17 protein-coding genes are annotated in these 22,007 nt (G+C 61.6%); 13 read left to right on the top strand and 4 right to left on the bottom strand.

Annotated elements, in window-relative coordinates; translation table 11 throughout:
• The first annotated feature begins 263 nt into the window (after positions 1–263).
• The 5 genes from treF (at position 264) to J4E00_RS04850 (ending at position 8,601) form a co-directional block, all read left to right on the top strand.
• Positions 264–1,922: an alpha,alpha-trehalase TreF gene (gene treF / locus J4E00_RS04830; protein WP_208173901.1), complete on the top strand. Its 1,659-nt coding sequence runs from the start codon at positions 264–266 to the stop codon at positions 1,920–1,922.
• A gap of 263 nt (positions 1,923–2,185) precedes the next feature.
• Positions 2,186–2,740 (top strand): RNA polymerase sigma factor, encoded by a 555-nt coding sequence (locus tag J4E00_RS04835; RefSeq protein ID WP_208173902.1) that lies wholly within the window; start codon positions 2,186–2,188, stop codon positions 2,738–2,740.
• Entirely contained in the window at positions 2,737–4,566 is a 1,830-nt protein-coding gene (locus J4E00_RS04840; RefSeq protein ID WP_208173903.1) for a hypothetical protein, read from the top strand. Before J4E00_RS04835 ends, J4E00_RS04840 begins: the two co-directional genes overlap by 4 nt.
• Before the next feature lie 239 nt (positions 4,567–4,805).
• A complete protein-coding gene (locus tag J4E00_RS29970; RefSeq protein WP_208173904.1) occupies positions 4,806–7,487 on the top strand; it encodes a T9SS type A sorting domain-containing protein in 2,682 nt (893 codons plus the stop codon).
• A gap of 301 nt (positions 7,488–7,788) precedes the next feature.
• Positions 7,789–8,601: a porin family protein gene (locus J4E00_RS04850; protein WP_236049487.1), complete on the top strand. Its 813-nt coding sequence runs from the start codon at positions 7,789–7,791 to the stop codon at positions 8,599–8,601.
• A 181-nt stretch (positions 8,602–8,782) separates the two neighbouring features.
• On the opposite strand, the gene J4E00_RS04855 is transcribed toward J4E00_RS04850, so the two are convergent.
• Together J4E00_RS04855 and J4E00_RS04860 are read right to left on the bottom strand one after the other, a co-directional pair.
• On the bottom strand, positions 8,783–11,554 hold the full coding sequence (locus J4E00_RS04855) for a gliding motility-associated C-terminal domain-containing protein (RefSeq protein ID WP_208173905.1): 2,772 nt from the start codon (positions 11,552–11,554) through the stop codon (positions 8,783–8,785).
• A gap of 158 nt (positions 11,555–11,712) precedes the next feature.
• Positions 11,713–13,755, bottom strand: coding sequence for a vWA domain-containing protein (locus J4E00_RS04860; RefSeq protein ID WP_208173906.1), 2,043 nt, complete (start codon positions 13,753–13,755; stop codon positions 11,713–11,715).
• A 193-nt stretch (positions 13,756–13,948) separates the two neighbouring features.
• Between J4E00_RS04860 and J4E00_RS04865 the strand changes: the two genes are divergently transcribed.
• A complete protein-coding gene (locus J4E00_RS04865) occupies positions 13,949–14,641 on the top strand; it encodes an RNA polymerase sigma factor (protein ID WP_208173907.1) in 693 nt (230 codons plus the stop codon).
• A complete protein-coding gene (locus tag J4E00_RS04870) occupies positions 14,628–15,803 on the top strand; it encodes a TonB family protein (RefSeq protein ID WP_208173908.1) in 1,176 nt (391 codons plus the stop codon). The genes J4E00_RS04865 and J4E00_RS04870 overlap by 14 nt, the downstream gene beginning before the upstream one ends.
• A 71-nt stretch (positions 15,804–15,874) precedes the next feature.
• Here the strand turns inward: J4E00_RS04870 and J4E00_RS04875 are convergent, their stop codons facing one another.
• Together J4E00_RS04875 and J4E00_RS04880 are read right to left on the bottom strand one after the other, a co-directional pair.
• Positions 15,875–16,948, bottom strand: coding sequence for a proline iminopeptidase-family hydrolase (locus J4E00_RS04875; protein WP_208173909.1), 1,074 nt, complete (start codon positions 16,946–16,948; stop codon positions 15,875–15,877).
• Positions 16,949–17,082: 134 nt separating this feature from the next.
• Positions 17,083–17,469 carry a dodecin family protein gene (locus J4E00_RS04880; protein WP_208173910.1) on the bottom strand — a complete coding sequence of 129 codons (387 nt, stop codon included), beginning with the start codon at positions 17,467–17,469 and terminating at the stop codon, positions 17,083–17,085.
• Positions 17,470–17,676: 207 nt separating this feature from the next.
• Here J4E00_RS04880 and fumC point away from each other — a divergent pair, with 207 nt between their 5' ends.
• From fumC to J4E00_RS04910, 6 genes are all read left to right on the top strand, one after another.
• On the top strand, positions 17,677–19,071 hold the full coding sequence (gene fumC / locus J4E00_RS04885; protein WP_208173911.1) for a class II fumarate hydratase: 1,395 nt from the start codon (positions 17,677–17,679) through the stop codon (positions 19,069–19,071).
• 76 nt (positions 19,072–19,147) lie between these two features.
• On the top strand, positions 19,148–19,771 hold the full coding sequence (locus J4E00_RS04890; protein ID WP_208173912.1) for a hypothetical protein: 624 nt from the start codon (positions 19,148–19,150) through the stop codon (positions 19,769–19,771).
• Positions 19,772–19,839: 68 nt separating this feature from the next.
• Positions 19,840–20,433, top strand: coding sequence for a GNAT family N-acetyltransferase (locus tag J4E00_RS04895; protein ID WP_208173913.1), 594 nt, complete (start codon positions 19,840–19,842; stop codon positions 20,431–20,433).
• Positions 20,426–20,833 carry a diacylglycerol kinase family protein gene (locus tag J4E00_RS04900; RefSeq protein WP_317196593.1) on the top strand — a complete coding sequence of 136 codons (408 nt, stop codon included), beginning with the start codon at positions 20,426–20,428 and terminating at the stop codon, positions 20,831–20,833. The genes J4E00_RS04895 and J4E00_RS04900 overlap by 8 nt, the downstream gene beginning before the upstream one ends.
• 91 nt (positions 20,834–20,924) lie before the next feature.
• Positions 20,925–21,383 carry a DUF6970 domain-containing protein gene (locus J4E00_RS04905; RefSeq protein WP_208173914.1) on the top strand — a complete coding sequence of 153 codons (459 nt, stop codon included), beginning with the start codon at positions 20,925–20,927 and terminating at the stop codon, positions 21,381–21,383.
• 93 nt (positions 21,384–21,476) lie between these two features.
• Positions 21,477–21,974 carry a DinB family protein gene (locus J4E00_RS04910; protein WP_208173915.1) on the top strand — a complete coding sequence of 166 codons (498 nt, stop codon included), beginning with the start codon at positions 21,477–21,479 and terminating at the stop codon, positions 21,972–21,974.
• The last annotated feature ends 33 nt before the right edge of the window (positions 21,975–22,007 follow it).

Below are 22,007 nucleotides of genomic sequence, written 5' to 3' on the forward strand. Positions count from 1 at the left end.
AAACGTATAACTAAAATTTTAGTTTAAAAACTATTTTCTTAGTTGTGATGCGATATCAGCTAGCACTAGTCCCCAAGCACTGCCTCGCCTTGCGTTCAAAGGCACGTGCTGACGGGTCGAAGTACAGCTTTGGAGGTACTGAGGCCACGTGGCGCTAGCAGTTCTAACCTGCCAACGAAGCGAAAAGCCCACCCAACACGTAAGGCCACAGGCAGGCGGCCCGCTTATGGGCAGTCCGGCTTCGAAACGTCATCTTATCGCACATGTTGAGACTACTATTCTGTGGATTGCTGGGGCTGCTAAGCGCCGGGCCTGGCTGGGCCCAAACGGAAAACGCCGCCCCAACCGTCTCCAAACCCCTGACTGAAGCGCCCACCGCCAGCCCTGCCAAGCCAGCTGCTGTTCGCCCGGCCTCGCCCCGGCAGCTTTTTCCCGGCTTGTTTGAAGCGGTGCAGCTGGGTCACATTTTTCCGGATAACAAGACGTTTGTGGATGCTGCTCCGAAGCAGCGACCAGCCCTTATTATGGCGGCCTGGCGCCGCGAGAAGAGTATACCGGGCTTTAAGCTGAAAGCTTTCGTGGCGAAGTATTTTGAGCTGCCGACGGATAATTTCGTGCCCTTCCGAAGCGACGTGAACGCGGGGCTGCGCCACCACCTGGATACGCTGTGGACAGTGCTGGCCCGGCCCTCCGCACCCGCCGTGGACCCAGCCGATTCGCTGGCTGCTTTCCGCTCCCTTGTGCCGCTGCCCAAGCCCTACCTGGTGCCGGGCGGGCGGTTTCGGGAGGTGTATTACTGGGATTCGTACTTCACGATGCTTGGGCTGGCGGAGGCCGGCAAAGGGGAGCTGTTACGCGACATCACCGATAATTTTGCCTACCTCATCGGGCGCTTCGGCTTCGTGCCCAACGGCAACCGGACCTACTACCTAACTCGCTCGCAGCCGCCGTTTTTTGCCAGCATGGTGCAGCTGCTAGTGCGGGAGCGCGGCAATGCCGAACTGCTCCGCTACCGCGCCGCCCTGGAGGCCGAGTACCGCTACTGGATGCGCGGCGCCGAAACCCTGAAGCCTGGCACAGCCAGCCGCCGCGTGGTGCGCCTGCCCAGCGGCGCGGTGCTAAATCGCTATTGGGACGAGAGCGACCAGCCCCGCGAAGAATCGTATGCCGAGGACGTAGCCGCCGCCAAGAAAAGCAAACAGCCGCCCGCCCAACTCTACCGCAACCTGCGGGCCGGCGCCGCCTCGGGCTGGGATTTCAGCAGCCGCTGGTTCAAAGCCGGGGGCGGGCTGGCCAGCATTCAAACCACCGATTTGGTCCCCGTTGACCTGAATTGCTTACTTTATAACCTGGAAAATGCGCTGGCCGAGGCGGCCCGCGTGGCCAACCAGCCAGCGCAGTCGCGCAGCTACCTGGCAAAGGCGCAGCAACGCAAAGCGGCTTTGCTGGCCATCAGCTGGGATGCTAAGGCCGGCTGGTTTCAGGACTACAACTGGCGGCTGCGCCAACGCTCGCAGGTGCGCTCGCTGGCGGGCGTGTTTCCGCTGGCGTTTGGGCTGGCCACGGCGGAGCAGGCCCGGCGGGTGGGAGCGGGGCTACAAGCCAGCTTCCTCAAACCTGGCGGGCTGGTGACCACCCTCAGCACCACCGGCCAGCAGTGGGATGCCCCCAACGGCTGGGCCCCACTGCAATACCTGGCCGTGGAGGGCCTCACACGCTACAAGCAACAGCCGCTTGCCGATACCATTGTTCACCGCTGGGTGCGCCTGAACAGCCGCGTGTTTCAGCAAACCGGCAAGCTGCTAGAGAAGTACGATGTGGTGAACATCAACCGGCCCGCCGGCGGCGGCGAGTACCCCTTGCAGGATGGATTTGGGTGGACCAATGGGGTGCTGCTGCGGCTGCTGAATAAGGAGCAGTAGCGCGAACTTTTCGTTCGCGTCCCTGATGGCACGGGCTTGCGGCCCGTGTCGACTACTGGGTAGGCCTCTGGCCTGTACTAGTTGGAACGATTCAAGGGCCAGTCGTTCTGGTGCCGCAGGCCGGAGTCCTGCTAATAGTCGGCACGGGCCGCAGGGCCGCACCATCGGCATCAAAATAATTTCAGTCGCCCCGGCAGCCTTTTCGGGAGGTAACTTGTCTGCCGGGCAGCGCCCGGCCGGGTTGCCGCTGCTTTCCCGATTGAATGCCTGTTTCCACGGAACTGGACGAGCTTATTGCCGCCTGCCGTCGCTACGAACCAGCGGCGCAGCGGAAGCTTTATGCCCGCTACGCAGCACTCATGCTGGGCATTGCGCGGCGCTACACCCGTTCGCAGGACGAGGCCGAAGACATCCTCCAGGATGCCTTCATCAAGGTCTTTACCCGACTTACTGAGTTTCGGGGCGAGGGTTCTTTTGAGGGCTGGATGCGGCGCATTGTGGTAAATACCGCCCTCAACCACTGGCAGAGCGGACAGCACCGGCGCCAGCAGATGCTGCTTGACGACGTGCCCGAGCCCTTCGCCCCCGACGCCGACGCCTTCGACCGCCTGGGCGTGGCCGAGGTGCTGGCCCTGATGGAACAGCTGCCCGACGGCTGCCGCATGGTGCTCAACCTCTACGCTGTAGATGGCTATACCCACGGCGAAATCGCGGAGATGCTGGGCATCCAGGAGAGCACTTCAAAGGCCCAGCTCAGCAAGGCGCGCAAACAACTTCACCTGCTGCACCAGCGGCAGACCAGCTATTACCGATTATGATACCCGAATCCGAAGACGACCGCCTGGACCAATCGTTGCGCAGCAAGTTTGAGCAGTTTGCCCCGCCGCCCACGGCCAAGGTGTGGCCGGGCATCTCGCCGCACATTGGCCCGCCACCCCTGCCCCGGCGCCGACGGCGGCCCTTGCCGCTGCCGTTTCTGTTTGGCCTGACGGCCCTACTGGCCGGGCTGGGCGGCTGGCTGCTGCCGCATGGCCCGGCCAAATATGCGGCCTCGGTAGAAGTGGTGCGTGTAGAAGCGCGGCAGAAGTCGGAGAGGGCAAACCCGAAGTCAGGCTTGGCAAACTCGAACTCAGAAAAGGCGAACCCGAACCCAAAAACGGCAAACCTAACCTCAGATTTATCGAACCCAAACTCAGGAACGGCAAACTTGAACCCAAAGATGACAAACCCGAACTCGGCAATGGCAAACCTGAGTTCAGGAACGGCGAACCCGAACTCGGCAACGGCAAACCCGAGTCCAGGAACGGCGAACCTGAGTTCAGGAATGGCAAACCTGACTTCCCTACCGGCAACCCGCACCACCAAGAAGCAGCCGTTGAGCGCTGAATTGCTCAGCCCGCATCTGGAAACGGCAGCGGCCGGCTCGCAAGTGGCGGTGGGGGCGCACCCGGTGGATGGGGCGGCTAGCGGTGGCATTATAGTCCCGACAGTAGTTGATTCACTCCCGACCACCCTACGCCCGCTGGTAGCCTTGGAGCGCCAGACGCTGGGGCAGCTACCCAGCATTGCCACGCTGGCCGCCGGCCCGCTGGAAGCAGCCGACCGCACCTCCTTAATAGGCACGCTACGTACCGAGCGGGCCGAGCTACTGCGCCTCCAGCGCCGCACCGACAGCTTGCTCCTGGCCCTCGGCGACCTGCCTGGTGCCGCACCGGCAGCCCAAGCAGTAGCCGCCGCGCCCGCCGCAGATTCCACAAAAAAACCCGTCATCAAACACCGCTGGAGCGTGCTGCTCACGGCTACTCCCGAGCAAAACACCCTGACGCTGCAAGGGCCCGAAAACGACCCGCTCACGGCCCTACGCCGCAACCACGAAACGGGCCGCGCTGGCTTCAGCGCTGCCGCGCTGGCCGAGTACCAACTCTCGCCCCGCCTGAGTGTGGGCGGCGGCTTGGGCTACACAGCCTTCGGAGCCGACCTGCGCATCACCAATAAGACCACGGCCATCAGTGTGCTCTACGACAGCACCACCACGCGCACCACCAACGTCTACACGTCTACCAACCAGACGCACTCCATCCGCATTGTGCAAGTGCCGCAGCTCTCCCCTATCTTCAACGCCAGCGGCCAGGTTATCCGCTACGACACGGTGTACGTGCCGCGCCAGGACACCGTGTTCAGCACCATTGTGCAGCACGATACTGTGCATACTACCCGCAAGGTGCTCACGCCCCTCATCAGCAAAAAGGAAACCCTCACCACCAAGCAATTGCAGCCCACCTACCGCTTCTTCACGGTACCGGTACTGCTGCGCTACCGCCTCAGCCTGGGGCCGGGCCGTTGGTGGGCCGATGTGGCGGCGGGCGCCCAGCTCCAGTTTTTCCTGGGCGGCACGCAAATAGTGACGGACGACGGCGAAACCTTCCGCACCCAAACCATCACGGCCGGCAACGGGCCCTTCCGCGCCCTCAACGTGGCGCTTTCCGGCTCCCTGGCCCTGAACTACGCCCTCACCAACCGCCTCAGTTTGAGCGTGGCTCCGAGCATGCGCTGGCAGGCGCTATCGGTGTACAAAACCGAAACCGGTCTCATTCAGCAGCCCACAGCCACGGGCTTGCAGTTGGGCGTGCGGTTCAAGCTGTAATATTTTTTACGGGGCCGGCAGCTTTTTTCTGGGGCGGGTGGTCTGGCTTCCAGAAACCTGCTGCGCCGCGCTCCGGCCGGGGCGGCACGGCGGGGTTTCCTGCTAGCGCGGCCACGCTTTTGGCCCTTCTTTTCTCAATGAAAATGAAATTTCTACGTCATTGCGGCCTTTTGGTCATGCTTCTTTTTGCGGCCGGATTACGGTCGGCGCAAGCTCAGTCGTTCGCTTGGGCTCACTTAGTGCGGGGCGCCGTCGACACCACTTTTGCGCAGCCCCAGGCCAGCACCACCGATGCAGCCGGCAACACGTACGTGGCCGTTAGCTACAAAGACAGCCTACGGGTGGGCAATATCCGGCTGGTCGGCCCGCGCAATTTTTCTCAGGCGCTGCTCAAATACGACGCAACGGGTGCCGTACTGTGGGCCAAGGCCTTGAACTATATCCAGAACATAAAGCTGACCGCCGATAACAGCTCAGCAGGTGGCGTATTCGTTGTGGCCATCCGCAACTCCAGCACCCCTACCTGGGGCGGCGTGGCAGTGCCCATCGGCAATTTCTTGAGTTTCTATGCCAAATGCACGCCCAACGGGACGCTGCAATGGGCTTACGCGTTGCCAGCAGGCATCGGCACCTCTTCGATGGGAGCCGATAATGCGGGCAATCTCTACATCGCCGGAGCGGCATCAGCCAATGCTACGGTGGGTGGTACGGTGATATTCATGGCCGAAAACTACGTCCTCAAAACTGACGGGACAGGGGCCTTCCAGTGGGTACGAACGATGCACATGACCACCGCGTCGTTTCCCATGACGATGTTCAACGTGGTAGCGAAGCCAGCGGGCGGCTGTCTGATAGGTGGCATCATCAGCGGCATGGCTCTTTACCTGGGTTCGGGCTCGGGCACACTCCTGATTCCCAACCGGGCTGGGCCCTACGGCTTTTTAACCACCTTCGACGCGGCCGGTGCTCACCAGTGGAGCCAAGCTATGGGAACAGTCACCTCGACAGGTACAGGCTTTGCGGCGCCTTCCGCCGTGGCTGCCGACGCCAACGGCAACTGCTACGCTGGCGGCTCTACCACCGGCGCTTTGCAGATAGGTGGCGTAACACTGAATAGCGGCTTTTACTTAGCTAAATACGATGCTACCGGAGCCGTGCTGTGGGTACGCGACGCTCAAACACCCAACAGTTCCTCGAACGTTTCCCAGCTGGTAGTGGGCACCAGCGGCCCAACGGCAGTAGTATATGCGCCTGTGAGCGGCTCAGCCTCGCTAAATGTGGGCACACTGGCTCTGCGGTCGTTATACTCGTTTGTGCACTTCAACGACCAGGGCATGCCTCAATGGGCCGTGGGCGATACCTGGCCCAATAGAATCGGACCCTATTTTTTACCCAGCGGCCTGGGCATCGACGGGCAGGATAATCTATATACCGTCGGACGTCCCAGCGACCTGTTTAATAATTTCTCGGCCATTCAGCTCGGGGCCCAAACCACTGTGGGCAAAGGAACCATTGTGGCCCGCCTCAATGCCTACGCCAACACCTTGCGTGGCCAGGTTTACCTTGACCAGAACGGCAACGGCCAGCAGGATACCGGCGAGGGTATATTTCCGCGACCGCTTACCGCTGTTCTGACCCAGGGCGGAGCCACTATCTACTCGGCAACAGGCACCGATGGTATCCTACAGGCTTACGCCGGTTCGGGTGCCTACACTTTGGCGCTGGCCCAGGTACCGGCTCGCTACACGGTGTCGCAGCCCAGCAGCGGCAGCTACACAGGCACTTTCAGCAGCAACCAGTTGGTGACCGGCCAGAACTTTGGCGTTGCGCCCATTGCCAACCAAGCCGATATCCGCATCACGCTCACGCCTTACAGCACCGCACGGCCAGGCTTCACCACCAGCTACCGCGTCTCAATAGAGAATACAGGAACGACTACCGTGACTAGCGGCACGGCCACTGTGGTGCTCGACAGCCATTTTACCTACATTAGCAGTTCGCCCAGCGCCAGTCGCACGGGCCAGACGCTGACGTGGAACTACGCCAACCTAGCACCCTTTGGCCAGCTCAGCTACGATGTGCTGGTGAGCCTGCCCACCAATACGGTAGTAGGCACGGCCTTGTCGTCCACCGCCACCGCATTGCTTACGGGCGACGTAGAGCCCACCGACAACACCAGCACCCTGGCCCAAACCGTGGTGGCCTCCTACGACCCCAACAGCATGGAGGTGAACTACGAGCGCATCACGCCCACGCAGGTGGCGGCCCAGCAGTGGCTCGAATACACCATTCACTTCCAGAATCTGGGCACGGCGGCGGCCGTCAACGTGATTCTGAGCGATACGCTGGATTACGATAAGCTCAACCCAGCCTCTTTGCAGTGGATAACGCAGTCGCACAACTGCATCTGGAGCCTTACCAGCATCGGGCCCAATACGGGCTTGCTCACGGTGCGTTTCCTCGGTATCAACCTGCCCGAGCGCAACGTGGACGTTATCCGGTCGCAGGGCTTTGTCCGGTTCCGGGTGCGGGCGCGGCCTACGCTGGCGGTGGGCGAAATCATTCCCAACCACGCCGGCATCGTATTCGACTACAACTCGGCGGTGATTACTAATACGGCCACTACCACGGTATTCGTGGTTACGGCCGCTCTGGGCCACCGCGATGCCGCTGCCTGGGATGCCTACCCCAACCCCGCTACCAATGTCGTAACCATTGCGGCCGACCTAGCCACCGCCGGCCCGGTGCGCGTAGAGTTGCTCGATGTGCTGGGCCGCCCCGTGCGCCAGCAAAGCTTCACGGCGCCGGCCGGCCCGCTACGCCAAGCCCTGAACCTGCAGGGCCTCGCGGCCGGCGTGTACGTACTGCGCCTCACGCCGCCTACCGGCCCGGCTAGTAGCCGTCAGGTGGTGCTCAACTAGCTTTTTCTTCCTCCACTTTCCATTTTCTTTCCTTTCCAGTTGCTTAAAAGCCGGACCGCCCCACAGGTGGTCCGGCTTTTTTTGCGTTTTAGGGAAACAGGAATTGGTCTGGTTTTGAGGCCGGGCCGTCTGGAAAACCAGGGCGTTGGTCGGGGTGCGGCACGGGCGGCTGCTTGGGGGCCACTGCGTCGGAGCCAGTTTGGCACGGTTTTGCAATGTACCCTTTCATCGGCCCAGTAGCCGGGCCGGGGATTCCGGCCTCTAGCAGCCGGTTTCTTTCTCACTCCAACTATTCTTGGTTATGAAAATTTCACGCCTTTCGGGCGGCCTGGCCGTGGCTTGCCTATTGATTTCTGCAACGTTCACCAACGCTTCGGCCCAAGGGGCCCGCGATGCCTACGGCAACCCCAAAGCGGCGCCTTCGCCCCGGCCCATGGGCAGTGCCCCGCGCCGTACCTACAGCAGCAAGCCAACATATTCGGCCCCTTCTTCCAGCAGCACTTCCGGCGTAAAAATCGGTGTGCGGGCCGGCCTCAACGTGGCTGATGTGCAGGGTGATGCCGTAAAAACCTTCACCGACCTAGCCGGCTACGCCCCCGACGGTGCCGTGACCAAGGAAATGCGTCCTGGCTTCTACGCCGGGCTCTACGCCACACTGCCCATCACCCCTAATTTCGCCATCGAGCCCGGCGTTACTTATTCTGAGAAAGGCACCGTGCTGCGCGGCACCCTACCCTTTCCCGCCCTCGATTTCCTGAACGCCAACGTGACTGGTACCGCCCGCCTGGCGTATGTGGATGTGCCGGTGCTGGCCAAAGTGTTTGTTACGCCGGGCTTCTACCTCTACGCCGGCCCCCAAGCCTCATTCCTGGTCAGCGGCAAGGCCCGCGTGGAAGCCGGGGCCCTGGGCTTCACGGCCTACAAGCAGGATTTCGACATCTCCAGCCAGCTGCGTAAGGTTGATTTTGCCGCCGTGGGCGGCTTGGGCTACCAGTTCGAAAACGGCCTGGGCCTAAGCGCCGGCTACGACTACGGCCTCACGTCGCTCGACACCGGCAACCGCTTCGACGCCCAGAACCGCGTCATCAAAGTCGGCCTGAATTACTCCTTCTAAAGCGGATTAACCGCCATTCTATCCCACATATTCGCTCCGGTTTATTGCTCGGGTAAACATTCGAAATAGGTTATAAAAAAGGCCCCGCTGGTAGCTCAGCTGGGCCTTTCTAGTTATATGCCCGTCGGTGTGTACTGCCCTTGCACAGCACACATTGGCGGGCGCAGGTTAGTAGAAACTGCTATCGAATCACTTCCAGCCATCCCTTATAGAGCACGTTGACTATGGGCCGGCGCAGGATGTAGTAGTACAGGCCGGGCGCGGCATCCCTGCCCCATTCCTGGTGGTAGGCGGTGGTATGATATACCTGGCGGCCCCAGCGGTTGTAGAGCGTCAGGTCCCAGTCGCCTCCGGTCATGTTTCGCACAAAAAACCGGTCGTTCTGCTGGTCTTCGTTGGGTGTGATAACGTTGGGAATGAGCAGGCAACTGGTGTACGACACCCCGCGCCGCAGCGTGATGCTTTCGCAAGATGTGCTGATTCGGAGAGAATAAACTCCGTTTTCGCGCACGGTCAGGGTGGGACCGTGGCTGCCATCGGACCAGCTAAGCGACACGCCCGGACCGGCTACCGCGGGCGCCCGGAGCAGCAGGGGCTCTTCTAGGCACATCGTCGTGTCGGCCCCGAGGGTGAGGCCCGTTGGGATGACGTATGCGGGCAGCACCCGTAGTGAGTCGCGGCTGGTGCAGCCGCCAGCGTAGGTAAGCACTACGCCGTAAGTACCGGGCTGCGCTATGGCGACGGTGGGTGTGGTGGCACCGGTGTTCCAGCGGTAGGAGAGGGCATCGGGGTTGAGGGCCGTTAGCGTAAGGGTAGTGCCCCGGCACAAAATGGTATCGCCGCTCACGGAAGCGACTTTGGCCACGGGCGGGCCTACGGTATGCGTGGCCGTGAGTTGGCAGCCGTCGGCAAAGGTGGCGGTGACCCGGTAGGTGCCGGCCTGCCTCACCAGCAGTGTGGGCGTGGTGGCGCCCGTATCCCAGCGGTAGCCCGTCACGGCCGCGCCGGTGGCGGTGGCCGTGAGCGTGGTGCTTTGCCCCGGACACAACTGCAACCGGCCGCTGATGCGAACCTCATTGCCCACCACCACGGCCTGCGCCGTGGCCGTGCAGGCTGTGCTGAAAGCAGCCGTGACGCTGTAGGTACCGGGCTGCGTGATAGTAATACTGGGCGTGGTTTCGCCCGTGCTCCAGCCCCAGGCCACTGCCCCGGCTGCTACGGCCGTGAGTTGGCGTGGAGTGCCAGGGCAGAGGTAGCCGGCATTGCCCGTTATGGCCACGGTGGGCGGCGGAATGCCCCGCACCCGGTACGTTTCGGACAAGCTATAACCGTTGGGAAAAGTAGCTGTGACGGTATAGGTGCCTGGCTGCGTCACGGTGATAGAAGCCGTGGCGGCGCCCGTATTCCAGCGCCAGCGCATGCCGGTGCCAAGGGTGCTGGCCGTGAGCAGCGTGCCGCCGCCGCTGCACAGCACCGAGTCGCCGGCGATGCGCAACCGGTTGGGCTGCATGCGGGCCACGAAGGTGGAAGTCAAAAGCGTGGGGTCGCCCGGCACAGCAAGAGGCCCGAAATTCATCGCCGGGCTGAAATACTCGCCAACAACGTAGGGCGTAGCGAAGGGACCAAGGGCAAAACTCGTTTCTCTATCGTCTTGCTGGCCCCCGGCTGGCACGGCCCACAGCCAGTTGCCAGTCGCATCAAGCTTGGCCACGTAGATGTCGTCGAACAACAAGCTGATATTCTGTGACACCAAGGTTATTGAGCCAAACTGCGTAAGCCCCCGAAAGCTGCCAGAAATGTAGATGCCGTCACGGTCATCAACAGCGATGCCGGCACACGAAGCGCCGTAAGTGCCGCCCGCGGTGCGAGCCCACTGCCAGGTACCCGCTGCATCGAGCTTGGCCACAAAAACGTCATCGAGCGAAACCGTGGTGCCAATGCTGCTGACGGTGTACGCCCCAAAAGTGAGGCTGCCAAGGTACCTGCCGGCGAGGTAGCACACGCCCGCAGCATCTACGGCCAGACGGCCAATAAAAAAGCCGCTTGTTAAACTGGTAGCGGAACCGGGCAGCACCGACGTGACCCGTTGGTAGGCCCCCGTAGCCGCATCGAGTTGGGCCACCACCATGGCCCTGGGCACTGCAAACACCCCAAGCTGGCCACCAGTACCCGACACCATTCCGGCGATGTAGGCATGCCCCGCGGCATCGAGGGCCACATCGGTGGCTAAATCGTAGCCGTTGCTGCCCCCGCGCACGGCCCAGCGCCAAATATTGTTGGCGTCAAGGCGGGCCACAAACAAGTCCTCGGCCCCGGCAGTCGTCAAAACAGAGCTGCCAAACGTAGCGGCATCACTAAACGCGCCGGTGAGGTAAGCGTTGCCACTGCCGTCGAGGGTTATGCGGCTCACCGTTTCGTTGCTGGCCCCGCCCGCCCGCACGGCCGACAGCCAATTGCCATTGGTGTCAAGTCGGCCCACAAATAGGTCGCTGCCACCAGCATTGGTGAGCGTAATGTTGCCCAGCGTGAGCGTGGGCCCCGAAAAGCTGCCTGCCACCCGCAGGTTGCCGGCAGCATCCACGGCTAAGTTAACGCTGTTGACGCCCATTCCAAGGGCCCCATTATTGCCATTTGTATTGATGGTCACAATCCAGCGGTAGCTGCCCGTAGCGTCGATTTTGGCAATGTAGGTGCTGCCCGCACCCGCCGATGAAACAGTGGTACTGCCCAAACGCACTGAGCCGCTAAACTGGCCGCTAACGTAGCTGTTGCCCGCCGCATCCACGGCAATGTCGTGCGAAAAGGGCCTACTGTTGGCCCCAGGAGCTAGCACACGCGCGGCCATGTCGAAGGTGGGCGCGGTTTGGGCAGCGGCGGCTTGCGCAAGCAGGCAGCTTAGCACGAGTAGCCGCCCGGCCAGCGCTAGCCAGCCAACGGATAACAGTTTAAACACAGTGTGGCAGGGTAAAAGTGAGAGGGAAGCAAGCAACGCAGAGGAAAGCCGGGTATTATGTGGTCAATTGATTTCCACGTAATACCCGGCTTTCGAGCGGACTCTCATCACCTGCTTTTCCCGCACGAACTCATCAAAGGCCGCGCTCTACCACTACACTACCGGGCGCCCACGGTGCCGCTGCCGCTCAGGCCCTCGGCCAGACGCACGAGGCGTACCAGTTCGGCGCGGTAGCCGTCCGCGTCGGTGCCGCGGGCGTCGTTGGCCAGCTTCTCGGTGGCGGCCCAGGTGGCGGTGCCGCGCTGTTCGCTCTGGCGCAGCAGCATGCCAAACTGCGCTACAGCAGCAGCAAAGCGGAAGTCGGGCGAGGCTTTCTCGATGGCCACGGGCGTGCCCACCAGTGGCTGGGCCAGCAGCTTGCTGGTGCTGCCCTGCGGCTCTTTGTAACGCAGCTTCACGGTCAGCACATCGTTGGTGAGGAATTGCTGCATGCTGGCCGGTGTGGCTTTGGTGGGCTGGTACTTGAGGTCGTCAATTAGGGGCTGGGCGCTGCCCACGGGCACTATTTCGTAGAGCGCCGTGACAGTGTGGCCCGCGCCCAGCTCGCCGGCGTCTTTGCGGTCGTTGTTGAAGTCCTCAGCTTCGAGCAAGCGGTTTTCGTAGCCCACCAGGCGGTAGTTGGCCACGCGGGCGGGGTTGAATTCAATTTGCAGCTTCACGTCTTTGGCCACGGTGAAGAGTGTGCCGCCGAATTGCGCCACCAGCACCCGGCCAGCCTCATCGAGGTTGTCGAGGTAGGCGTAATTGCCGTTGCCTTTATCGGCCAGGGTTTCCATGCGGGCATCGCGTAGGTTGCCGCGCCCGCAGCCCAACATGGTCAGGAACACGCCGCTTTCGCGCTGGTCCACAATCAGTTTTTCCATGGCTTCATCGGAGCTTTCGCCCACGTTAAAATCTCCATCGGAAGCCAGAATTACGCGGTTATTACCTTCTTTCTGAAAATATTGACGGGCCGTGGAGTAGGCCAGGCGCAGGCCCGCACCGCCCGCCGTAGAGCCGCCGGCCTGCAAGCGGTCGATGGCATCAAGGATGACCTGCGGCTGCGAGCCGGGCGTGGGCGGCAGCACGAGGCCGGCGGCACCGGCGTACACCACCAGTGCCACGTGGTCCTGGGGCCGCAGCTGTTGCACCAGCAGCTTCAGGCCGGCCTGCACCAGCGGCAGGCGGTCGGGGCCGCTCATCGAGCCCGATACATCAACCAGGAATACGAGGTTGGCAGGCGGCAGCTTGGCGGTTTCTACTTTACGGGCCTGAATGCCGATGCGGGCCAGTTGGTGGGCGGGGTTCCAGGGGCACACGGCCAATTCGGTGCTCATGCGCACGGGGTCGGGCGAGGTGGCGGGCGGCGCGGCGTAGTCGTAGCGGAAGTAGTTCAGCATTTCTTCCACCCGCACGGCGTCGCGTGGGGGCAGCTGTCCTTCGTTCAGAAAGCGGCGTACGTTGGTGTAGCTCGCATTGTCCACATCGAGCGAGAAGGTGCTAAGCGGCGCGCTTTTCGCCGAGAAAAAGGCATTTTCCTTGACGTGGGCGTAAGTATCGCCGGCTCCGGCCTCCTCACGGGCCGGCATCGTAGCCATGGGTGCAGCCAGAGGATATGTGCTGTCGGCTAGCTCGTATTCGACTTGGCCGTAGCTTGCTTTGCGGTCGTCACGCTTGGCTTTACTGGGGCTGGCCGCGCCGCGTATCCGAACGCCCGGCACCTTCCCTTCCAGCCCCTGCACCTGCGAAACGGAGCCGGTCACGCCGCGGCGCGTCTGAACGCCGTAGGCCGTCACCGCCACTTCGTTCAGCGTTTTGGTGTCGGCCCGCAAGCTCAGGTTGAGGGTGTGCAGCTTGCCCACGGGCTTCTCCACCGTCACGTACCCAATGGCGCTGAACCGCAGCACCGCCTTTGCAGCATTGGGCACGAGCAGCGAATAGCGCCCTTGCGCATCGGTGCTGGCCCCGGTGGTCGTGCCTTTTATCGTGACCGTGATACCAGGTAGAGGCTGGTTGGCCTGGTCGGTAATCTGCCCGGACACAACCCAGCTTTTGGCGGTGTTTTCCAGCGGTGCTGGGGCGGGCTGGGCAACGGTTTGGGCCGCAACGGGCGGCGCGCTCAGCGCAGCGGTGAGCAGGGGCAGCAGCAACAGGTTTCGCATGGCATCAAGAGGTTTGGGGTGAAACTTGCTGATTTGATGCGGGGCGTTCGCGGATTGCATACGAGTCAGAGAAAAAACCGTCACGCGCGGCCGTTCAACCTTGCCCCGGCCCTCTCCAAATGAAAGGACCAGGGGCAAGGTTGAACGGCCGCGCTTGGCAGGCCCGCCGAAATTGCCCTAACTTCCCAGCGCCATGTTCTTCCGCCGTGCCAAACCCTCTGCTGCTGCACCGCTCTCCGACCAGGAGCTGCTGGCTCGTTACCGCACACGCGGCGTGGTAGCCGACCTCGGCTTGCTCTACGACCGCTATCTGCCCGAAGCCTTTGCCGTGTGCCGCCGCTACCTGGCCCCGCCCGATGAGGACGCCCAGGACGCCGTGATGCAGCTTTTTGAGCACCTGGTGAAGGTGCTGCGCACCCACGCGCCGGATAATTTTCCGGCCTGGCTACACACCACTGCCCGCAACCATTGCCTGATGCAGCTGCGGTCCCGCAAGCGGGCCGGCCCCAGTTCCGGCCCGCTCGTGCTCAGCTTTCCTGATGCGACGGATGTGGAATTGGCCACCGGCCGGCATCTGCTGGACGAAGACGCGGCCAATGAGGACGCCGAAGAAACCGAAATCCGCCTGCAAAGCATGGAAGCCGCCCTTGCCCAGCTGCCACCGGCCCAGCGTCGCTGCCTTGAATTGTTTTACCTCGAAAAGAAAAGCTACCGCGAAATCACCCTCGAAACCGGCCTTGAGCTGAACCTGGTACGCAGCCACTTGCAAAACGGGAAGCGGATGCTGCGCCGCCAGCTTGAACCGCCCGCGCCGCCCAAAGCGTCCGGTACACGCCCTCCACTTCCCGCCTCCGACTCCAACAATCCGCTCCATGTCGCCCGCTGATTCGCCTTTTGCCCCGCTGCCCGCACCCGGCCCGCACCCGGCCACGGCGGAGCTGCGCGCCTACGCGGCCGGCACCCTGGCGCCCGGCCACGAGCACCGTATTGAGGCCCATATACTGGACTGCGAGCGCTGCGCCGACCTTGTGGACGGCTTTTCGATGAGCGACGCTGCTACCACCGACCAGGCCGTGGCTGAGCTGCGCACCCGCCTGCAAGCTCGCATTGGCCAGGAAGAACCCGCACCAGTTGCCGGGGGATGGGCTTGGCCGCGCATTGCTGCCGCCGCAGCCTTGGTTGCGGCCGTAGGCGGCGGCATCTGGATGCTGGAGCAGCCCCCAACCACCCCGCCACCCACCATCGCTCGTCAGGAAGTAGTGGCACCAGTGCCAGCGCCCGCTACGGCTCCTGCACCCACCCCCGAGCCAGCCCCGCCAGTTCCGGCCGAGGTAGCAGCCGTGCCGCAAGCCAAGCCAGCACCGAAGCCCACGGCTGATTACGCGGCCGTCACACTGCCCCGGCAAACGCGGCGCGGACTTGCCAGTCCCCCCATTCAGGCGAATCGTTCGGAGGAAGAATCAGCCGACTACGCAGTTTTATCTGAGAAGAAGGCCACCGCAGATGCCCCTGTTGCTGTCGAGGCCGAAGCTCCTACGGCCAGCGCGCCGCCCGCCAGCAGCGCCTCCGCTTCCGGCGCCATCGCAGCGGCGCCGGCGCGGAAAAGCGAGGCACTTTCTGGCCGCATTGCCGCCGACAGCACAGGGCTGAACAAGAACCTTTTGATGGCCAGCCGGGCCATGAAAGCGAAAGCCAAAACGGCCGCTGATGATGCCGCGCCCGCTGTAGTACCCAATACGCCCATGCCCGCTGCGCCAACCCTCAGCCCGGCACCAGTAGGCGGCACCCCAGCCCTGCGCGACTACCTGCGCCGCGAAGCCTCGCAGTTCGTGCCCGAAATCAACAACCTTCGCATCAGCGGCACGGTACGCATCCGGTTTATTGTGGAAGCTGATGGCAAGCTCAGCAACATCAAAGTAGCTCGCGGCATGCGCAAGGACTACGACGACGAAGCCCTGCGCCTGGTATGCGAAGGCCCGGCCTGGCAGCCCGGCATCGCCGGTGGCAAGCGTGCTCCGCTACCAATGGAAGTGACGGTGCCATTTTAGTAGCATGAGCTTTTAGTTCGCGTCCCCGCGCCGTTCAAACCTCGTTCTGGTACGCGAACTAAAAGTTCGCGCTACAGTTCTGCGCCGGGCTTCACCGTGCCCGCGTCCACCGATTTCAGGAATGTAATCAACCCTTTGAAATAGGTTTGCTGGTCATCATACATGCTCATGTGGCTGCCTTGGGGGCAGATGAGGGAGTTGCCTTTCTGCACCTTGGTGGCAATCATGCGCATGTGAGCAGGGTCCATGGTGTCGTACTTGCCGCCGATGCTGAGGACGGGCACGGCGAGTTTGGACAGGTCGGGCACTCGGTCCCAGTGCACGAGCTTGCCCGAAAGACCAAACTCGCTGGGTCCCTGCATCGTCACGTAGAACGACTGATTCAACTTGCCCATCGAGCGGGTAATGGGCTCCGGGTTGGGTACAATGCGACACAGGTGCTCGGCGTAGAAGTTGGGTTCGAGCAAGCCCATGTAGCGGGGGTTGTTGAAATCCTTTTTGGCTTCAATCTGCCGGATTTCGGCCAGCACTTCGGGCTTTAGCTGCTTGGCTAGTACCTCATTGGCGTACTTAACATACGCCGGGCAGCTCATCATCATATTTGAAATGACAAGGCCCTTAAGGTTTTGCTGGTACTTGAAGGCGTATTCGGCGGCCAGGATACCGCCCCAGGAGTGGCCCAGCAGGTAGAAATTAGTGTGGTCGAGCTTTAGGGCCTGACGCACCTGTTCCACTTCTTCCACGTAGCGCGGCAGGCTCCACATGGCAGTGTCCTTGGGGTTATCGGAATTGCCGCAGCCCAGCTGGTCGTAATAGATGAACTCAATGCCTTCCTTGGGCAGGAAGTTTTCAAAGCACTCGAAGTACTCGTGCGTGGCGCCGGGCCCTCCATTGAGCAGCAGCACTTTCACCTTGGGGTTGTTGCCGAAGCGCTTGGTCCAGATGTTGAACGTGCCCTTGGGTGTCGTTATCGGAATCACCCGCACGCCGCCGTCCTGCACGCCGGTTTCGGTGGGGGCAAAGTAGCGGGCCAATGTAGCTGACGCAGCCGTTTCTTCAGGTTTTTCAGGCTGGTTGCAGGCCGTGAACAGAGGCAAGGCAGCTAGAGCGGCAACGGCTAAGCGCTGAAAAAAGGAAGGTTTCATTCGACAGGAAAAAGAGGCTGAGCAGCGAAATGTAACGAAAAAACAGGTCTGGTCATCCTGCCCGTCACCCGCTCACAAAAGCGCCGCGCCTCCCGGTAGTGGAAACGCGGCACCAGGCATCTCTTAGCAACTTTCTAGCCGCTGTAGCCGCCGCCACTTTCTGGTTCGGTGGCGCTGCCGCCGGGCTTGGACTCATGGGGCGGCGTAGGCTCCATGAACTTATCAAGGTCGAGGCCGTGGTAATCGGGCGCCCCGTTGCCGCCAGGAGCCGGGGCTTCGTCAAAGGTGCGTTCCAGCTCGGAAAGGTCGAATGCTTCTGTGGGCGTGCCAAAGCTCACTTTGGCCGTAATGCGGTATTCCACAATGTGGTTACCCTGCACTTTGCAGCTTTGGTCTTTCACGTAGATGGACGAAATGTTGGGCACCGAGGTGCTCAGCGACTCTACCGCGCGCTGCAAGGCATCTTCGAAGCTTTTATCGGACGAGGCCAGGATTTCAATGACTTGTTTGATGGAGGACATTCTTGCTTGATTTGAAAATGAAGGAATGAGGAAATGTGAAAATGAAGAGAATGCTCTGCCGTTTTCTTTGCTGGTGTACGCTGCCAGCGCTTTTTCAGCCATTCTAGGTGCAACCGGCGGCGGGTTTGCGGCGCGGTGTACTTTTGTAGCCTGCTGACCCTTAATTCTGCACTTCTTCACATTCTCCCATTTTCACATTAAGAAAGAATGGCTTTCCGCACCGAAAAGGACACCATGGGCACCGTGCAAGTGCCTGCTACTGCCTACTGGGGCGCTCAAACGCAGCGCTCTATCGAAAACTTCCCCATCGCGCAGGACATCAACAAGATGCCCAAGGAAATCATCGCCGCCTTCGCTTACCTGAAGAAAGCCGCTGCCCTGACCAACCGCGACGCAGGCATTTTGCCGGCCGAAAAAGCCGAGTTGATTGGCAAAGTGGCCGATGAAATCCTGGCTGGCCAGCTAGCCGACTCGTTCCCGCTCGTGGTGTGGCAAACTGGCTCGGGCACGCAGTCTAACATGAATGTGAATGAGGTAATTGCCTACCGTGGCCACGTGCTGAATGGCGGCCAGCTCACCGACGAAAAGAAGATACTGGCTCCCAACGATGACGTGAACAAGAGCCAAAGCTCGAACGACACGTTTCCGACGGCCATGCACATCGCGGCCTATAAAATCCTGGTTGAAACCACCGTTCCTGGCATCGAGAAGCTGCGCGACGCGCTGAAAGCCAAGTCGCAGGAGTTTATGCACATCGTGAAAATCGGGCGCACCCACTTCATGGACGCCACGCCGCTTACGCTGGGCCAGGAGTTTTCGGGCTACGTGTCGCAGCTCGACCACGGCCTGCGCGCCATCAAAAACACGCTGGCCCACCTGAGCGAGCTGGCCCTCGGCGGCACGGCCGTGGGCACGGGCATCAACACGCCGCCCAACTACTCGGTAAACGTGGCCAAGCACATTGCCGACCTCACCGGCCTGCCCTTCGTGACAGCCGAAAACAAGTTTGAGGCCTTGGCTGCCCACGATGCCATCGTGGAAGCCCACGGCGCGCTCAAAACCGTGGCCGTGAGCCTGATGAAAATTGCCAACGACATCCGCATGCTCAGCTCTGGCCCCCGCGCCGGCATTGGCGAAATCGACATTCCTGACAATGAGCCCGGTTCCAGCATCATGCCCGGCAAGGTGAACCCCACCCAGTGCGAGGCCATGACCATGGTAGCGGCGCAGGTGATGGGCAACGACGTGGCCATTACCGTGGGCGGCTCGATGGGTCACTTTGAGCTGAACGTGTTCAAACCCGTCATGATTTACAACTTCCTGCACTCGGCCCGCCTCATCGGCGACGTGTGCGTGAGCTTTACTGACAAGTGCGCTGTGGGCATCACGGCCATCCTGCCTAACATCAAGAAGCACGTCGATTCGTCCTTGATGCTCGTGACTGCCCTCAACCCCCACATTGGCTACTACAAAGCCGCTGAAATTGCCCAAACAGCTCACAAAAACGGCTCGACGCTGAAGGAAACGGCCCTCAAACTAGGCTACGTGACCGAAGCCGAGTTTGACGAGTGGCTGAAGCCCGAAGAAATGGTGGGCATGTAAGCCCCTGCCTGTTGAACCTTGCCCCCGCGGCACCGTCAAAGCGCAGTCCTGTTTGGGACTGCGCTTTGCTTTTTTCATGAAACCTCTTTTCTCGACTCTTCTGGCGTTGGCTACTAGCGCCGCGCCGCTGGCCGCCTCCGCCCAGCTGGCTCAGGCTACCCCCGTCGATACGGTCACGGCGCGGGCGGCGTTACTAGCCAGCACTCGGCAGTATCCAAAGTTTTATCGGGCCCTCTGCACGGTGCAGCAGCAGCATACGCTGCTCCGCAAGCTGGTGCTGGTGCGCAACGGCCGCAACGATGGCCCGGCCGCTGCCTTCCCCAACGGCGTGGTGCGGCTCGATGTGCGCTACTTGGAAAGTCCCCAACCTGGCTTCGACGACAACCGGATGGTAGTGGTGTTCTACCACGAAATCGGGCACTTGCACTACTTCCGCACGGTGCCGGTGGCCCGGCGCACAGCCGATGCCAACGAGCGCGCCGCCTTCGACTACTCGCTGCAAATGACCCAGCACCTAGCCGATGCGGGCGACTGCGGCCCGCTACAAGCCGGCCTGCGGTTCATGCTGCTGCGCAGCCAATCCAGCAACCTGGCCGACCCGCATGTGCGCGCCCTCCAAAGCTTGGTGCAAGAGCCGGCCTACGCTGATTACCGCCGCTACGTGGCCCAGCACTGCCCGCCCGGGCCAACGGGTTTTTGAGAGGTGGTTTGGTTTTTTCAAGGCAACTTTGCGGCCCCAATCCCGCCCCCGCTCTCCTGTTGCTTCGCATGGATTTCTCCGCCCCCATCGTCATCGAAAACAGCCGCGTGCGCCTGCGCCCGCTGGAACTCTCCGATTTTGAAGCCCTCAAAGCCGTCGCCTTCGATGCCGAGCTCTGGAAATACACCCTCACGCGGGGCGACGACGCGGTGAGCCTCGCCGCCTACATCCGTCAGGCGGTGGAAGACCGACAGCAGGGCCGGCGCTACCCGTTCGCCATCATCGACCGCGAAACCGGCGAGCTGGCTGGCAGCACCAGCTACTACAACGATGTAGAAGCCGACCAGCGCCTGAGCATCGGCTACACCTGGGTCGGCACCAAGTTTCAGCGCTCTGGCCTGAACCGGGCCTGTAAGCACCTGCTGCTCAGCCACGCCTTCTGCCAGCTGCGCTACGAGCGGGTGGAACTGGAAACCGACTCGCGCAACCACAAGTCGCGCACGGCCATGGCCCGCATGGGCGCCACCGAGGAGGGCACGCTCCGCAGCCACCGCATCACGCAGGGCGGCATCCGGCGCGACACGGTCATCTTCAGCATTATTAGAAGCGAATGGTCGGGACTGCGCCAAACTGTTTTTCAGGAATACGAAGCCCGTGGCTGAACCCATCCCACCCGCACCGGAGCGCCTGCGGCCGCCCGAAGGGCTGTGGCGGCGGCGCGTGGCCAGCTTCGGCCACGCCTTTCGGGGCGTGTGGGCCGCGCTGGGCTCAGAGGTGCACCTGCGCTTCCATGCTATTGCGACGGTGGTGGTTATCGGGCTGGGGCTTTATTACAGTATTTCGCGGGTGGAATGGGCCTTGGTGGCTATTTCAGTAGCCTGCGTGTGGTCGGCTGAGTTGATGAATACGGCCATTGAGGCGCTCACGGATTTGGCCTCGCCGGGCTTCCACCCACTGGCCGGCAAGGCCAAGGATGTGGCGGCCGGGGCCGTGCTGCTGGCCGCCATTGGGGCACTGGTGGTAGGTGGCTTGGTGTTCATCCCGAAGATTTTTACACTCTAGTGCTTGGTCAAATCTGAACCATTGCCCGTGCCGGGCGTACCCATAGCTGGCGCGCCGGCTGGCGAGCCGCTGCTTTTTCTTTCGGAAACCCATGCGACTTCTTGTTTTCGCTGCTTCTTTACTGCTCACCACGGCCTGCGCTCACAACCAAGTGAGCGTGACTACCCCCACCACGCCGCCCGAAGGCCCCAACGTGGCCGGCACTTCCACTCCCGCGCCCACCAGCGCCAACACCATAGACCCGGTAGCTGCCCGCGTGGCGGAATCTGACACTACGGCCCGCCCGCAGTGGCTGAAGGCGCGCATCGCAGCGGTACTGTCGGAGCGCAAGCGTAACCCCATCACCCGCATCTTGAAATACCAGTACGAAGGCAAAACCGTGTATTACCAGTCGGCCCCGTGCTGCGACCAGTTTTCGCAGGTGTTTGACACCAAAGGCACCCTCATTTGCCAGCCCGATGGCGGCATCACCGGCAAGGGCGACGGCAAATGCCCGGACTTCGAGAAAAACAAAACCAATGAGAAATTGGTCTGGCAAGACCCGAGATAAGAGTTATGAATTATGAGGGATAAATGATGAATTACCCTGTTGGTAAGTCGCGGTCTGAGCTCATAATTCACAACTCATAATTTATACTTAAAAATGATTGATACCATTGCCAAGCTCGGCGCTTTCAACGTCTGGGCCAACGAAACCCTGCTGCGCCGTCTCGATTCGTCGGTGGCCGCCGGCAAAGAAGCTCCTCAGCCTGCTCTGCGCATTTTCAGCCACCTCATCAACGCCCAAGCCATCTGGATTGCCCGCCTCACCGGCACCCAAAGCCCACTCAAAGTGTGGCAGGAGCACGACCTAGCCGGCCTGCACCACTGGCACAAGCAAACCTCGCAACGCTTGGCCGACCTCTGCGCCGAAGCCCAGCACGACGAAGCCGAACTGACCCGCCACATCCACTACACCAACTCGCAGGGCGACGCTTTCGACTCTCAGGTAAGCGACATCCTGACTCATGCTGTGATGCACGCCAGCTACCACCGCGGCCAGGTAGCTACCAAAATGCGCGAAGGCGGCTTGGAGCCCATTAATTCTGACTTCATCACCTACTGCCGCGAACAAAGCGGCCAGGTGCAGCCACAGCTATAAAAATCGCTGACACAACGCTCAGACGTGAAATGC

The organism is Hymenobacter negativus, assembly GCF_017571495.1.
GTDB lineage: Bacteria > Bacteroidota > Bacteroidia > Cytophagales > Hymenobacteraceae > Hymenobacter > Hymenobacter negativus.

Excerpts from the sequence above, each read along its gene's own strand:
- J4E00_RS04910 (WP_208173915.1), top strand. The coding sequence starts at position 21,477 with ATGATTGATACCATTGCCAAGCTCGGCGCTTTCAACGTCTGGGCCAAC.
- J4E00_RS04870 (WP_208173908.1), top strand. The coding sequence starts at position 14,628 with ATGTCGCCCGCTGATTCGCCTTTTGCCCCGCTGCCCGCACCCGGCCCG.
- J4E00_RS04860 (WP_208173906.1), bottom strand. The coding sequence starts at position 13,755 with ATGCGAAACCTGTTGCTGCTGCCCCTGCTCACCGCTGCGCTGAGCGCG.
- J4E00_RS04865 (WP_208173907.1), top strand. The coding sequence starts at position 13,949 with ATGTTCTTCCGCCGTGCCAAACCCTCTGCTGCTGCACCGCTCTCCGAC.
- J4E00_RS04835 (WP_208173902.1), top strand. The coding sequence starts at position 2,186 with ATGCCTGTTTCCACGGAACTGGACGAGCTTATTGCCGCCTGCCGTCGC.
- J4E00_RS04905 (WP_208173914.1), top strand. The coding sequence starts at position 20,925 with ATGCGACTTCTTGTTTTCGCTGCTTCTTTACTGCTCACCACGGCCTGC.
- J4E00_RS04850 (WP_236049487.1), top strand. The coding sequence starts at position 7,789 with ATGAAAATTTCACGCCTTTCGGGCGGCCTGGCCGTGGCTTGCCTATTG.
- J4E00_RS04840 (WP_208173903.1), top strand. The coding sequence starts at position 2,737 with ATGATACCCGAATCCGAAGACGACCGCCTGGACCAATCGTTGCGCAGC.
- treF (WP_208173901.1), top strand. The coding sequence starts at position 264 with ATGTTGAGACTACTATTCTGTGGATTGCTGGGGCTGCTAAGCGCCGGG.
- J4E00_RS04875 (WP_208173909.1), bottom strand. The coding sequence starts at position 16,948 with ATGAAACCTTCCTTTTTTCAGCGCTTAGCCGTTGCCGCTCTAGCTGCC.
- J4E00_RS04880 (WP_208173910.1), bottom strand. The coding sequence starts at position 17,469 with ATGTCCTCCATCAAACAAGTCATTGAAATCCTGGCCTCGTCCGATAAA.
- fumC (WP_208173911.1), top strand. The coding sequence starts at position 17,677 with ATGGCTTTCCGCACCGAAAAGGACACCATGGGCACCGTGCAAGTGCCT.
- J4E00_RS04895 (WP_208173913.1), top strand. The coding sequence starts at position 19,840 with ATGGATTTCTCCGCCCCCATCGTCATCGAAAACAGCCGCGTGCGCCTG.
- J4E00_RS04890 (WP_208173912.1), top strand. The coding sequence starts at position 19,148 with ATGAAACCTCTTTTCTCGACTCTTCTGGCGTTGGCTACTAGCGCCGCG.